At 67.7% G+C, this 14247-nt stretch carries 13 protein-coding genes; 6 read left to right on the forward strand and 7 right to left on the reverse strand.

All coding sequences use genetic code 11. The annotated features are described in order from the left end of the window. Positions 1–88: 88 nt before the first annotated feature. Entirely contained in the window at positions 89–1084 is a 996-nt protein-coding gene (locus AC07UK_RS10890) for a tripartite tricarboxylate transporter substrate binding protein (RefSeq protein WP_153953885.1), read from the reverse strand. Positions 1085–1149: 65 nt separating this feature from the next. Further along, complete coding sequence (locus AC07UK_RS10895) at positions 1150–2268, reverse strand: muconate/chloromuconate family cycloisomerase (protein WP_436224064.1); 1119 nt, start codon at positions 2266–2268, stop codon at positions 1150–1152. A gap of 112 nt (positions 2269–2380) precedes the next feature. Here AC07UK_RS10895 and AC07UK_RS10900 point away from each other — a divergent pair, with 112 nt between their 5' ends. Further along, positions 2381–3271, forward strand: a complete 891-nt coding sequence (locus AC07UK_RS10900) for a LysR family transcriptional regulator (RefSeq protein ID WP_436224065.1) — start codon at positions 2381–2383, stop codon at positions 3269–3271. A gap of 6 nt (positions 3272–3277) precedes the next feature. Here the strand turns inward: AC07UK_RS10900 and AC07UK_RS10905 are convergent, their stop codons facing one another. Beyond that, the gene (locus AC07UK_RS10905) at positions 3278–4036 is read right to left on the reverse strand and encodes an enoyl-CoA hydratase/isomerase family protein (RefSeq protein ID WP_436224066.1); all 759 of its coding nucleotides are present in this window, start codon (positions 4034–4036) and stop codon (positions 3278–3280) included. 76 nt (positions 4037–4112) lie between these two features. Continuing rightward, on the reverse strand, positions 4113–5093 hold the full coding sequence (locus AC07UK_RS10910) for a quinone oxidoreductase family protein (RefSeq protein WP_436224067.1): 981 nt from the start codon (positions 5091–5093) through the stop codon (positions 4113–4115). 245 nt (positions 5094–5338) lie between these two features. Between AC07UK_RS10910 and AC07UK_RS10915 the strand changes: the two genes are divergently transcribed. Beyond that, positions 5339–6574, forward strand: coding sequence for a CaiB/BaiF CoA transferase family protein (locus tag AC07UK_RS10915; RefSeq protein WP_494685681.1), 1236 nt, complete (start codon positions 5339–5341; stop codon positions 6572–6574). A 54-nt stretch (positions 6575–6628) separates the two neighbouring features. Further along, a complete protein-coding gene (locus AC07UK_RS10920; protein ID WP_436224069.1) occupies positions 6629–7597 on the forward strand; it encodes a Bug family tripartite tricarboxylate transporter substrate binding protein in 969 nt (322 codons plus the stop codon). Between the two features lie 25 nt (positions 7598–7622). Here the strand turns inward: AC07UK_RS10920 and AC07UK_RS10925 are convergent, their stop codons facing one another. After that, entirely contained in the window at positions 7623–8309 is a 687-nt protein-coding gene (locus AC07UK_RS10925; RefSeq protein WP_436224070.1) for a GntR family transcriptional regulator, read from the reverse strand. A 397-nt stretch (positions 8310–8706) separates the two neighbouring features. Between AC07UK_RS10925 and AC07UK_RS10930 the strand changes: the two genes are divergently transcribed. Further along, complete coding sequence (locus tag AC07UK_RS10930; RefSeq protein WP_436224071.1) at positions 8707–8904, forward strand: hypothetical protein; 198 nt, start codon at positions 8707–8709, stop codon at positions 8902–8904. A 46-nt stretch (positions 8905–8950) separates the two neighbouring features. Further along, positions 8951–11155: a phosphocholine-specific phospholipase C gene (locus AC07UK_RS10935; protein ID WP_494685682.1), complete on the forward strand. Its 2205-nt coding sequence runs from the start codon at positions 8951–8953 to the stop codon at positions 11153–11155. 84 nt (positions 11156–11239) lie between these two features. Here the strand turns inward: AC07UK_RS10935 and AC07UK_RS10940 are convergent, their stop codons facing one another. After that, positions 11240–12211, reverse strand: coding sequence for an aliphatic sulfonate ABC transporter substrate-binding protein (locus tag AC07UK_RS10940; RefSeq protein WP_494685683.1), 972 nt, complete (start codon positions 12209–12211; stop codon positions 11240–11242). Positions 12212–12367: 156 nt separating this feature from the next. Between AC07UK_RS10940 and AC07UK_RS10945 the strand changes: the two genes are divergently transcribed. After that, complete coding sequence (locus AC07UK_RS10945) at positions 12368–12733, forward strand: glyoxalase superfamily protein (protein ID WP_436224074.1); 366 nt, start codon at positions 12368–12370, stop codon at positions 12731–12733. Between the two features lie 40 nt (positions 12734–12773). On the opposite strand, the gene AC07UK_RS10950 is transcribed toward AC07UK_RS10945, so the two are convergent. After that, positions 12774–14150, reverse strand: a complete 1377-nt coding sequence (locus AC07UK_RS10950; protein WP_494685684.1) for a DUF1214 domain-containing protein — start codon at positions 14148–14150, stop codon at positions 12774–12776. Positions 14151–14247 lie beyond the last annotated feature (97 nt).

Here is a 14247-nt window from a genome sequence, read left to right on the forward strand (position 1 = left end):
TGCCAGGGAGACGGGGGGCTGGGTAATGACCTTCCCCCGGAGCATCTCCGGGGGACTCCCCCCTATGAACCGCGCTGGTCCAGGCCGCTCAATCCGCCCGGATACCCCGCTGGCGGATCAGCACACCCCACTTCTCGGTTTCCTTCGCCAGGTGCTCGCGCAGCACCGCCGGCGAACTGCCGATCGGCTCGGCGCCGATTTGCGCCAGCCGCTTCTGCACCGCAGGCTTGCGCAGCGCCTCGAGCATGGCGCGGTTGAGCGTGTCGATGACCGGCTGCGGCGTCTTCGCCGGCACGAAGGCGGCGAACCAGGGCGACAGTTCATAGCCCGGCAGGCCGGCTTCGGCCACCGTCGGCACATTGGGCAGCGCGCTTGAGCGCTTGCTGGTGGTGACCGCGATCGCCGTGAGCTTGCCCGATTCGATATGCGGCCTGGCCGAGGTGATGCTGTCGAACATGTAGTCGACCTGCCCGCCCAGCAGGTCCGTCATGGCGGGGCCGCTGCCCTTGTAGGGGATATGCAGCATGTCGACACCGGCCATCGAGGTGAACAGCTCGCCCGCCAGGTGGATCGAGGTGCCATTGCCCGCGGAGGCATAGGTGTACTTGCCCGGCGCCGCCTTGGCGTGCGCCACCACGTCCTTGACAGTGCTTTCCTGGCGCCGCGCCTTGCTGGCCACCAGCACGTTGGGCACCACCGCCAGCAGCGACACCGGCGCGAAGTCCTTGACCGGGTCGTAGCTCAGCCGGCCGTACAGCGCCGGGTTCACGGCCATGCCGTTGGCGACGATGATCAGTGTGTAGCCGTCGGCGGGCGCGCGCGCCACCAGTTCGGCGCCGATATTGCCGCCGGCGCCCGGCCGGTTCTCGACCACAATGGCCTGGCCCAGCGTGCGCGACATGTCTTCGCCCAGCGTGCGCGCGATGTTGTCCATGGCACCGCCCGCGGGAAACGGCACGATCCAGCGGATCGGGTGGTCGGGATAGGCCGCGTGCGCGGCCGGTGCGGCGAACGACAGGCCGGCAGCCAGTGCCAGCGCCCCTGCGCGGCCGGTGCTTGCCAGCCGCTGGAATAACGTTTTCATAGTCTCCTCACTGCTTGATGCGCCCCGCGCATATGGCGTGTCATGCGGGGAAGTTGCCTGCCAGTTCAGCCGCGCCGGTAGTGCGCCAGCTTGTCTTCATCCAGCGCCAGCCCCAGGCCGGGGCCTTCGGGCAGATGCAGGCTGAAGTCGCGGTACTCGGGGCGCTGCTGCACGATATCGTCCTTGAGCAGCAGCGGTCCGAACAGCTCGGTGCCCCAGGCCAGCTGCGGCAGCGTGCAGAAGCCATGCGCCGCGGCGATGGTGCCGACGCTGCCCTCCAGCATGGTGCCGCCGTACAGCGCGATGCCGGCGGCGTCGCCCACCGCGGCGGTGCGCAGCATGCCGAAGATGCCGCCGGCCTTGGCGATCTTCAGCGCGAACACGTCGGCGCCGCCAATGCGCGCCAGTTCCATCGCGTCTTCCGGGCCGCACACCGCTTCATCGGCCATGATCGGCACCACGAAGCGCGCGGCCAGCCGGGCCAGCGCCATGCGCTGCTCGCGCGGAGTCGGCTGCTCGATCAGGTCGATGCCCGCGGCTTCCAGCATGGCGATGCCGGTGGCGGCGTCGGCCTCGTTCCAGGCCTGGTTGACGTCGACGGTGACGCGCGCCCGGTCGCCCAGCGCGCGCTTGATCGCGGCCACGTGGGCCACGTCGTCGCGCACGCTGCGCCGCCCGATCTTCAGCTTGAAGGTATGGTGGCGGCGCTCGGCCAGCAGTTGCTCGGCCTCGGCAATGTCGCGGGCGGTGTCGCCGCTGGCAAGCGTCCACAGCACCGGCAGTGTCGAGCGCACCGCGCCCCCCAGCAGCGTGGCCAGCGGCACGCCCAGGCGCTTGCCCTGCGCATCCAGCAATGCGGTCTCCAGCGCGGACTTGGCGAAGCGGTTGCCGCGCGCGACCTTGCCCAGGCGCGCCATCGCGCCATGCACGTTGGTGGCATCCTGGCCAACCAGCGCAGGGGCCAGGTAGGTGTCGATGGTCAGCTTGATGCCTTCCGGGCTTTCGTCGCCATAGGACAGGCCGCCGATGGTGGTGGCCTCGCCGATGCCCTCCACGCCGTCGCTGCAGCGTAGCCGCACGATCACCAGCGTCTGCTGCTGCATGGTGGCCATGGCCAGCTGGTGTGCCCGGATGGTGGGCAGGTCCACCAGGATGGCTTCCACCGAAGTGATAGTCGTGGTCATACCTTGTCGATGCCAATTGATCATTTAAGCCAAGTATGCGGCTTGACTTTGCCGGCGTCCAAGACCGATGATGTCTCGATCGATACCCTACAGGTATGGGAGCAGGACACCAATGGAACTCCGGCACCTGCGTTATTTCCAGGTCGTGGCCCAGGAACTCAACGTCACCCGCGCCGCCGAGCGGCTGCATATGGCGCAGCCGCCGCTGTCGCGCCAGATCCGCCAGCTGGAAGAAGAAGTGGGCGTGGCACTGTTCGACCGCGTCGGCCGCGGGCTGCGGCTGACCGAGGCGGGCCGCTTCCTGCTGGAGCAGTCCACCCAGCTGACGCAGCGGCTGGAAGAAACCATCGAAGGCACGCGCCGCATCGGGCGGCAGGACAAGCGCTGGTTCGGCATCGGCTTCGTGCCGTCGGTGCTGTATGGCGTGCTGCCGGAACTGATCCGCGAGCTGCGCGAATCAGACCGGCACGACCAGCAGGTAGAGGTAGGACTGGCCGAGATGATCACCGTGGAGCAGATCGAGGCGCTCAAGGCCGGCCGCATCGACCTGGGCTTCGGCCGCATCGCGCTGAACGATCCCGCCATCCGCCAGCAGGTGGTGATGGCCGAGCCACTGGTGGCAGCGCTGCCCGCACGCCTGCCCGCGCCGCGCCGCAAGGCGCTCACGCCACAGGCGCTGGCGGCGCAGCCGTTCATTCTTTACCCGGCCCGGCCGCGGCCCAGCTATGCCGACCACCTGCTGTCGCTGTTCCGCGCGCAGGGCCTGCAGTTGCGTGTGGCGCAGGAGGCCAACGAACTGCAGACCGCGCTGGGGCTGGTGGCGGCCGGCATTGGCATCACGCTGGTGCCGGCGTCGATCCAGCGCCTGCATCGCGACGACGTGCGCTACTGCCCGATCGACGCGCCGGGCTTCGTGTCGCCGGTCATCATGAGCTACCGCGAAGGCGACACGTCACCGTTCCTGGCGCGGGTGGTGGAATGGGTGATGCGGCAGGGACAGTAAGCTGCATCAGGTGCCGGTGAACTGCGGCCTGCGCTTTTCCTTCCAGGCCAGCGCGCCTTCGCGGATGTCCTGCGACTGGGTAGCCCGGCTGATGTCGCCAGCCAGCGCGTCGGTATCCAGCGCGCCGCGCCCGATCGCGTTCAGGTGCCGCTTCATGCCTTGCACCGCCAGCGGTGCCAGCCCGGCCACGGTGTCGCTGAGCTGGACGGCGCGCTCGCGCAGGCGCTCCGCCGGCAGCAGCTCGGTCAGGAAGCCGCGGCGGAACATCTCGTCGGCGTCGATGCGCTCGGCGGTCAGGAACAGGTGCTTGGCGTGGTTCAGGCCCAGCCGGCTGATATAGCGCTCCATGCCGCGCTGGTAGAAATGCAGCCCCAGCCGAGCCGCCGGCATGAACATGTCCACCGCGGCGGTGCCAAGCCGGAAATCGCACGCCAGCGCCAGGTCCGTGCCGCCGCCATAGACGCCGCCGTGGATCTCGGCAATGGTCACCGCGCGGCAGTCCTCCACTGCGTTGACCAGGGTCTCGAAGCCGGCACCGCGCTGCCCGGCCGCGAGCCTGCCGATATCGAAGCCGCTGCAGAAGTACTTGCCGGTGCCGCGCAGGCGCAGCACACGCACGTCGCTGGCATTCACGGCATCGACATGCCGTTGCAGCTCGGCCAGGTCATCCGGCCCGAGGCGGTTGGCCACCTCCGGGCGGCGCAGGGTGATCGTGGCGACATGACCGGCAATGTCGAGCGAAGGAAGGGAACCATCAGTCTGCATCGGGAATACTCCAGGTAGGGATCATTGGGCACCGGCCTGCGGGGCGCGACGGCGTTTCATCTGGCGCTCGCCGGGTTCAAGGGATCAGCACGGCCGAGCCCGTGGTGGCCCGGCCCTCCAGGTCGCGGTGCGCGTCGCGCACGGCGGCCAGCGGGTAGCGGTGGTTGACCTCCAGCCGCAGCTGCCCGCCCGCGACCGCGGCGAACAGCGTGGCCGCGGCATTGGCCAGGGCCTGCGGGCTGGCGATATAGGTGCGCAGCGTGGGCCGCGACACGATCAGCGAGCGCGCGTGCAGCAGCTGCAGGTCGAAGGCCTCCACGTCGCCCGACGCGGTGCCGTAGTTGATCGCCATGCCGCACGGCCGCAGGCATTGCAGCGACGGCACGAACACGTCCTTGCCGACGGCGTCGTAGACCACCGCCACGCCCTCGCCGCCGAACAACGCCTGGACTTCGGCCACGAAGTCCGCCTCGCGGTAGTTGATGACATGGTGGCAGCCATGTTCCAGCGCTACCGCGCGCTTGGCCTCGCTGCCCACGGTGCCGATCACGGTCGCGCCGAGCGCGCGCGCCCACTGCGACAGCAGCACGCCCATGCCCCCGGCCGCGGCGTGCACCAGCACCGCTTCGCCCGGCTGCACCGCGTAGAGCCGGCGCAGCAGGTACTCGGCCGTCAGCCCGCGCAGCAGCGTGGCGCCGGCCACCTCTTCCGGGATCGCGTCCGGCAAAGGCACGACCCGGCCGGCTGGCACGTTGCGCGTCACCTGGTAGGCGCCCGGATGCATACAGGCGACGCGCTGGCCAACCTCGAACCCTTCTACGCCGGGACCAACCGTGGTCACCTTGCCGGCGCCAACCGAGCCCAGCGTGACCGGGAACGGCGCCGCGGTGTGGGGGCCGTGCGCGCCCTTGCGCTGGTAGATGTCCGCGAAATTCAGGCCGATGGCCGACTGCCGCAACTGCAGTTCGCCGGGACCGGGCGGCGGCACCGTGACCTGGCAGGACTCCAGCACCTCAGGTCCGCCCACCCTGTTAATACAGACAGCATCAGTCAGCATACAAATCCTCAAAAGGTGGGCACCGGTCAGGCACGATCACAATTGGAGCCGGCAGTCTGGCCGCCGATCGCCCTACTCCATATGACTCAAATGACATTTCCATACGATCCAGGTGACGCAAATCCGTATGAAAGTCCTCGCAGCCTACGCCATCCCGCTGCGCTCCGCATCATGGAAACTCCGTATACGTATTTTTATGATTGTTATTTGTATACTCAAGACCAATCCATCGCCAAGGAACTGCCATGTCGTCTTTGCCTCCCGGCACCGAAGCCGCCGGGCCTCATGCCCCGTCCGCGGACCTGCCGCTGTCCGGCATCACCGTGCTGGACCTGTCCATCGCCCGCGCCGGCCCGGCGGCGGTGCGCCTGCTGTCGGACTGGGGCGCCGACGTGATCCGCGTGGAGCCGCCCCCGCCGCAGGACCGTGGTTCGGTCACCGGGCGGCGGCGCGGCTCGGACGAGCAGAACCTGCATCGCAACAAGCGCAGCCTGTGCCTGGACCTGAAGACGCCGCAGGGCGCCGAGGTGCTGGCGCGCCTGGTGCGCCGGTCGGACGTGGTGGTGGAGAACTTCCGCTCGGTGGTCAAGGAGCGGCTGGGGTTGACCTATGAGCGCCTGAGCGCGATCAATCCGCGCGTGATCCTGGCCAGCATCTCGGGCTTCGGCCAGGACGGGCCCTATTGCGAGCGCCCGGGACTGGACCAGATCGTGCAGGGCATGTCGGGACTGAGTTCGGTCACCGGCGAGCCCGGCAAAGGCCCGCTGCGCGTGGGCATTGCCATCTCCGACACCACCGCGGGCATGTTCCTGGGCCAGGGCATCCTGCTGGCGCTGCTGCACCGCGCGCGCACCGGCCGCGGGCAATGGGTCCATACCTCGCTGATCGAAGGCATGCTCAACAAGCTGGACTTCCAGGCCACGCGCTACACCGTCGACGGCGAAGTGCCGACCCAGCAGGGCAATGCACACCCGACGCTGGTGCCGATGGGCACCTACCGCTGCCGCGACGGCGTGGTCAATATCGCCGCCAGCACCGACCGCATGTGGACCAACTTCTGCCGCACCGTCGAGGCCGGCTGGCTGCTGGACGATCCCGCGTTCCAGACCGCCGCGGGCCGTGCCGCCGAGCGCCACCGGCTGGACCAGGCCATCAACCAGTGCACCGCCGCCTTCAGCGCGGCCGAACTGACTTCGCGCCTGAATGCCGCCGGGGTGCCGTGCGGGCCGGTGTTCAGTATCGGCCAGGCCTTCGAGGACGCGCAGGTGCGCCACCTGCGCATGACCCGGCCCGCCGAGCACCCGGCGCTGGGGCCACTGGAACTGCTGCGCTCGCCGATCAACCTGTCGGCCGCGCCGCATCCCGAGCGCTTTGCCCGCGCCGCACCCGATCCCGGCGAGCACACCGACGAGATCCTGCGCGGGCTTGGCTATGACGAAGCCGGCGTCGCGGCCCTGCGCGAAGCCAACGTGGCGTCCTGAGCGCCAGCGGCCAGGACACGCAATAGCGATAACGAGAACACAAAGGAGACAGCGATGAAACACACCCTCGGGCGCGCCGCGATCGGCGCCGCCCTTGCTGCGTTGCCCGCCATGGCCGCTGCGCAGGACTACCCGACCCGGCCGATCCGGCTGCTGGTGGGCTACACGCCGGCGGGCGCGGCCGACTATGTCGCGCGCGTGTTCGGCGAGGCCCTGTCGAAGGAGCTTGGCCAGACCGTGCTGGTGGACAACAAGCCCGGCGCCGGCAGCACGCTGGCCTCCGCGGCGCTGGCGCAGGCGGCCCCTGACGGCTACACCCTGGGCCTGGCCACGTCAACGCTGTATGGCGTCGACCAGCAGCTCTACAAGGCCCGCTACAAGGCGACCGATTTCACCCCGGTGACGCGGCTGACCGTGTCGCCGCTGATCCTGGCCGTCAACAAGAACCTGAACGTCAGCGACATCAAGACCCTGGTGGCCAAGGCGCGCGCGCAGGCGGGCAAGTTCAATTACTCGTCGTCCGGCATCGGCGGCTCGCCGCATCTCGCCGGGCTGCAGTTCGAGAAGGCCACCGGCGTCAAGATGACGCACGTGCCCTACAAGGGCGGCGCACCGGCGCTGCAGGCCGTGGCCGCGGGCGAGGTGGAGTTGTCGTTCGGCACGGCGGCGTCGGTGTTGCCGATGGGCACGCAGGGTGTGGTGAAGATGATCGGCGTGACCACGCCCAAGCCATCGGCGGTGGCGCCGGGTCTGCCGGCGCTGGCGGAGACGGGGCTGCCGGGCTTTGATTTCACATTCTGGTTCGGGCTGTACGGGCCGGCTGGCCTGCCCGACGGCATCCGCGACAAGCTCTTTGCCGCCACCGCCAAGGTGATGGCCGATCCGCAGCTGCGCGCGAAGCTCGCCTCCAATGGCAGCGAGGTCTCCACCTCGGCGTCGCCGGCGGAGTTCGGCAAGTGGGCCGCGGCAGACGGCAAGTCGGCCGTGACGCGGATCGAGCAGGCCGGCGTCAAGCTGGACTGAGCCTGCCTGACCCGGCGGCCATCGACTAGCGCCGTCCGCGCTTGCCGCTGGCCTCGTCGCCGGGCATGGAGGCAATCATGTCCGCGTAGACGTCGCCCCCGGTGGCAATATGCCGGACCATTGCCGCCGCGGCATCGTCCTCATTGCCGCGCACGATGGCGCCCATCACCGCCTCATGCTCGGCCAGCGAGGCCAGGATGCGGGCCGGCTTCTCGAAGCGCAGGTCGCGCATGCCGCGCATGCGCGCGCGCATGGTGCGGATCTGCCGCGACAGGATGTCATTGCAGCAGGCCGCATAGATGACTTCATGGAAGGCATCATTGGCCTCGCGGTAGCGATCGGAATCGGCACGCTCCGCGGCCGCGCGGCAGTCGTCGAACGCGGCCTGCATCGCCGTGCGCTGCGTCGCCGAGATGCGGCGTGCGGCCAGGCGCGCCGCCAACGCCTCCAGCTGCACCAGGATCTCGTTCATCGCCACGTACTCACGCAGCGAGATCGACGACACGATCGCGCCCTGGCGCGGCACCAGGTCCACCAGGCCGGCCGACTCCAGCTGGATCAGCGCTTCACGCACCGGCGTGCGCGACACGCCAAAGCGCGCCAGCAACTGCTGCTCTTCCAGCTGGGCGCCGCTGGGAAGCTTTCCGGAAAGAATCTCCTGCTCGATCGCGGCGCGGATGGTTTCGGACAGGCTCTTCTTTTCTTCGGACATGGACTGCGGCGGCATGCGGAGGACGGGGATGGCCTGATTCTACCCTGCCCTGCGTATTCATTGATGCCCGTTGTGTGCACACGATGGGGCCCAACGCACGCCAGCTTGACTGAGAGTGAGCGGGGCCGGCCAGCAATTGCCAACTCTGCCAGCGCGACACTTTTGGTTACAAAACAAAATCGCCAAATGTGTTGGATGTCAAACATCTGACATTTGACCAATCAACAATCGCTCGCTGTCACGACAAGCCAAGGCCAACCGCACCCGAACCGGCCAGTTCCCCGCACTTGTCGTCCGCGCGGCGGAATTCCATGGGCCTGCATCCGATGTCGGCGCCTGGGCTCGGCAATCGTTATCCCCCTCAACGACTACAGGGCATGCACAAATGAGACCTTCATTGCTGTCGCGTTCCGCCCGGCCATGGCTGGCGGCCGGCACCCTCACCCTCGCACTGATGCTTACCGCCTGCGGCGGCGACGACTCGCCGGGCGCGAGCGGCGGCACCCTCCAGCCCACCTCCGCCAATGGCAACAAGCCGGACCAGCCAGGCAAGCCTGACCAGCCCGGCACCTGCACCACGCGTTGCGCCCCGTGATGCGGGCCCGCTTTCCGATCCAGCGACAGACCGACCAGCGACAGCCATGACCTTCAACCCGTCAAAGCGACAATTCCTGAAGACCAGCCTCGGCACCGGCGCCGCCGCCGCGGTGCTGGCCAGCTTTCCGCCCAGCATCCGCCGCGCGCTCGCCATCGAGGCCAACAACGCCACTGGCACCATCCAGGACGTCAAGCACGTCGTGATGGTGATGCTGGAGAACCGCTCGTTCGACAACTACTTCGGCACCTTCAAGGGCGTGCGCGGCTACGGCGACCGCTTCGCGATCCCGTTGCCCAATGGCAAGAACGCGTTCTACCAGACCGATGCCAACGGCAATCTGCTGACGCCCTACCATCTCGACGAAACCCAGGGCAACGCGCAGCGCGCCGGCGGCACGCCGCACACCTGGCCCGACGCGCAGGCCGCGTGGGACCACGGCCGCATGGACCGCTGGCCGGTGGCCAAGAAGACGCTGTCGATGGGCTACTACGATGACGCCGAGATCCCGTTCCAGCGCGCGCTGGCTGACGCCTTCACGCTGTGCGATGCCTACCACTGCGCGATGCACACCGGCACCATCCCCAACCGCCTGTTCTACTGGACCGGCAGCAACGGTCCCACCGGCGACAACGTCGCCGTGATGGTCAATGAGTTCAACGCGGGCGCCGATGTTGGCCCCTCCACCGAAGGCTGGACCTGGAAGACCTACGCCGACCGCCTGCAGGCTGCCGGCGTGGGCTGGAAGGTCTACCAGAACGTGCCGGACAACTATGGCTGCAACCAGATGATGAGCTTCCGGCACTGGCGCGCAGAGATGGAGAAGATGCCCGTCGGGCGCAAGCTCTCCAACACCGCCGGCACCGGCGTCAACCCGCCCTACAACCCGGACATCGACGACCAGTACAGCCCGCTGGCCAAGGGCTTCTGCAACACCATGCCCGACGGCGGCTTCCTGCAGTCGCTGCGTGACGACGTGCTCAACGGCAAGCTGCCCGAGGTGTCGTGGATCATCCCGCCGGCCGAGTTCAGCGAGCACCCCGGCCCGTCCAGCCCGGCCAAGGGCGGCTGGTACGTGCAGGCTATCCTGGACGCGCTGACGGCATCGCCCGAGGTCTGGAGCAAGACCGTGCTGCTGATCAACTTCGACGAGAACGACGGCTTCTTCGACCACAGCCCGCCGCCGACCGCGCCGTCGCGCAACCTGGACGGCACGCTGGCCGGCAAGTCGACCCTCGACGACGCGCAGATGGCGTACGAGTACTTCAACTTCCAGCCCGCCACGGCCAAGCAGCCGCCGCAGGACGGCAAGCCCTTCGGCCCCGGCCCGCGCGTGCCGATGTGGGTGGTGTCGCCGTGGAGCCGCGGCGGCTGGGTCAACTCTGAAGTGTTCGACCACACCTCGGTGCTGCGCTTCCTGGAGGCGCGCTTCGGCGTGATGGAGCCGCAGATCAGCGCCTACCGTCGTGCCATCTGCGGCGACCTGACCAGCGCTTTCAACTTTGCCACGCCCAACACCGAGACCCTGCCCACGCTGGCCGGCCGCACCACCCGTGCCGACGCCACCAGCCTGACCGCCTGGCAGCAAACCCAGCCGGCGATCCCGGTGCCGGCCACGCCCGCGCTGCCGGAGCAGGACACCGGCACGCGTCCGTCGCGCAAGCTGCCATATGAACTGCATACCAGTGCACGCGTCGATGCCGCATCCAAGGCAGTGCGCCTGCTGTTCGCCAACGCCAGCACCAAGCAGGCCGGCGCGCTGTTCCACGTCTATGACAAGCTGCACCTCGACCGCATTCCGCGCCGCTACGTGGTCGAAGCCGGCAAGACGCTGGACGATGCGTGGGACATCAATGCCGACGGCGGCAAATACGACCTGTGGGTGCTGGGACCCAACGGCTATCACCGCGCATTCTCCGGCGACATCAACGAAGCGGTGATCACGTCCACCGAAATCCAGGTCTGCTACAACCCGTGCAAGAAGCCCACGATCCAGGTGAAGCTGCATAACGACAGCGATGCCGACGTGACCTTCACCGTCACGGCACTGGCCTACCGCGACGACGGCCCGTGGACGCAAAGCGTGAAGCGGGGCAAGGTGGAAATGGTGGAATGGCCGGTGGCCGACAGCGGCAACTGGTACGACTTCGTCGTGACCTGCGAGGCCAGCCCGTCGTTCGCGCGTCGCTTTGCGGGGCGGATGGAGACCGGCGAGGACGCGGTCAGCGATCCGGAGATGGGAGTGGTTTGATGCGGCATGCCCCGGGGCTCGCGTTGAGCCCCCGGGGCGGATTGTGCGAAGCAAGTCGCGTAAGCGTAGCCGGCGCCCTTCCGGCTACGCCTTGCGCCAGACCGGCGACGCCGAGATCGCTACCTTGCGCGGCAGGATCTGCTGCGCGGTGAAGGCATCGGCGATGCGCTGCTGCTCGGCCAGCGCGGCGGCGTCGACCGTGCGCACCGCATAGCTGCGCCGCGCGTTCGCGGCTTCCACGGTGGCCGCATCCAGGCCGATCAGCGGCGCGTGCCAGCGCGCTGCCTCGGCCGGATTGCGCTTGACCCAGTCGCCCGCGTCGCGCAACGCATCGAACACCACCTCAAGCACCTCGGCATGCGCGCGCGCGAACGGCGTCGCCGCCAGGTAGAAGCGGCGATAACTCGCCAGCCCCTCGCCATCGCGCAGCACACGCGCATTGGCCTGGCGCTGCACCGCGGCCAGGAACGGATCCCAGATCACCCATGCGGCCACGCTGCCGCGCTCGAACGCCGCGCGCGCATCGGCCGGGCTCAGGTATGCCGGTTCAATATCGCGGATCGACAGACCCGCGCGCGCCAGCGCTTCCAGCACCAGGTAGTGCGCGCCTGCGCCCTTGGCAAACGCCACCCGCTGCCCCTTGAGTTGCGCCACCTCGCGGATCGGCGAATCGCCGCGCACGACAATGGCCTGTGCCTGCGGCGAAGGCGTCTCGCTGGCGTAGTAGGTCAGCGCAGCACCCGCGGCCAGCGCAAACGGCGGCACCGCATCGGCCACGTCGGCGCTCAGGTCGATATTGCCGAGGTTCAGCGCTTCAAGCAGCGGCAAGCCCGAGGTGAATTCGTACCACTGCACCGCCACACCCTTGGGCGACAGCGCCTTCTCCAGCGTCTGCCGCGACTTCAGCAGGATCATCAGCGTGGAGGACTTCTGGTAGCCGATGCGCAGCGCGGTCTGGCCCTGCCCCCAGCTGACGCCTGGCAGCGCACTGGCGGCAGCTGCGGCGCCCGCTGCGGCCAGAAGCAGGCGGCGGCGTGAGTCGTGGGTCGGGTTCATGACGGTACTCCGGGATTTCATCAGGAGCGCCAGCTTAGTCATGGGCCCGCACAAAGCCAACGAAGATTGTCGCGAATGCTTATGCGCCGGCCGCGCGAATCACCGCTGGCCGGCGTTATGATCTGGCACTCCTGCGCAACTATCGAACAGAAAACCATGAACCTGTCTGCCGGCATCCCCATCCTCCGGATCTTCTCGGTCGACAAGGCCAAGGAGTTCTACCTCGACTTCCTCTGCTTCACGCTCGACTGGGAGCATCGGTTTGAGGACGGCTTGCCGCTGTACGCGCAGGTCAGGCGCAGCGGCCTGACGCTGCACCTGAGCGAACACCATGGCGACGCCACGCCGGGATCGACAGTGTTCGTCACAGTGGAGGATATCGATGCGCTGCAGCGGGAGCTGTCTGCCAAGGCCTATCCGTATGCCAGGCCCGGCATTGAGGATGTGGGCTGGGGGCGGATGCTGCAGGTGGCCGATCCGTTCGGGAACCGGCTGCGGTTTTGCGAGGTGTCGGAGGATTAGGTCCGCGCTGGCAGGCGCCTTCCTGCCAAGACTGGCCTCCTCAGTTGCGCTTGACCAGCGGCGCCGGGAACCACTCCCCGGACAGGACCGGCTGATCCGGCCCATAGAGCCGGAACGTCAGGTGGTAGTTCTTCCCCTTGGGCGTGGGCAGCCAGTTGCCGTCAGGCGCGTCCTTCGGCCTGGCAGGCGCAAAGTACAGCGTCAGCGAACCGTCCTTGCCATAGCTCAGCCTGGACTGCTTGTTGATCAGGAACCGGTTCTGCGCATTTGGGATCACGCGGAAGTTCCTGGAATCCACCGCAATCACCGACCAGAAGTATTTGACGTGGCGGGCAGGCAGCTCGCCCTTCGGGAAGGTGATGGTGTAGACATTGCCGCCGTCGAGCTTGGTGCCGGTCCCGTCTGTATCCGTCTTGAAATAGACGACCTCATCCGTGCTGTTGGCCCAGATCCCGCCCAGGTTGATGCGGGTGCGGGTCTGGTAGTCGCTGCCGTACTTGCCAATGGTAGCGGGCCGGTTCCAGCCGTTCCTGACGGTACCTGCGGTGGAGAACGACTGGAAGAACGCCGGCAGCGTCTTCTCGCGGATGACCTTGTCCACCCGCGCGCGTTCGGCGGGGCTGCTGGCCACCGCGGCACTCACGGCGCGCACCTTGGCCTGGATGGGCTCCATGCCGGGATTGATGTCCGGCTCCGAGCGAAGCGCAACGACCGCCGAGTCAAAGGCTTCAACACCGGGGAGCTTGTCATTGCTGAAGGCGGGCGTGGCAGGCACCGGGGCAATCGTCGGCGTGCCAGTGATCCGCGTCGTGATCTGATGCTGCAGCGCAATGGCCTGCTTCTTGTCTGCACCGATTTCCACCCGGGCCAGCACCCGTGAGGTCTTGCCCGGCAGGTCGATGCGTCTGGCGTTGGGCGAAAGTGCCGCAGTGGCGCCCTTCAGGCACATCGCGAATTCGCCGCTTGGATGGTCCGGATAGTTGCGCTCGTTGATATTGGCGACGGTTTCGCCCCAGCCGTTCAGGAACTGAATGGTGTAGTAGCGCCCCTTGATGGCCGGCACGCTGAAGACCGTGCAGGTCTTTTCGTCGACTGCAACCCAGGCCTCGCTGTAGGCGACATCCAGATTGGGGTTGGCCCACGACACACCGCCGACGTCGCGATGAATGATCCGGTTCCACTGGAAGCCTTCCTTCTGGAAGTCGATTTGCTGCTGGCGCAGGACCAGCAGCCGGCCCAGCAGGTAGACGTAGGCATCGTTGATGTCCTGTTCCGACACCGCGGCCGGGTCGGGGCGCGACGTGACAGCCGACGCCGCAGCCAACGCCGCGGCCGACGGGCTATGGCATCCGGCCAGGCCCGCCAACATGGAGACGGCCAGCATGGAGGCAGCGACAGCGCGGTTTGAGATAGACATGGGGCCCTCTCTTTCCAGTATCGCGATTTGCGGTCGCTAGACTGTCGCTGAGAGGTGGAAAAAAGTGAACTAAATAAATTCTTCAGGTGATCTGAAT

The sequence above is a fragment of the Cupriavidus sp. GW821-FHT07C08 genome, from assembly GCF_059419025.1.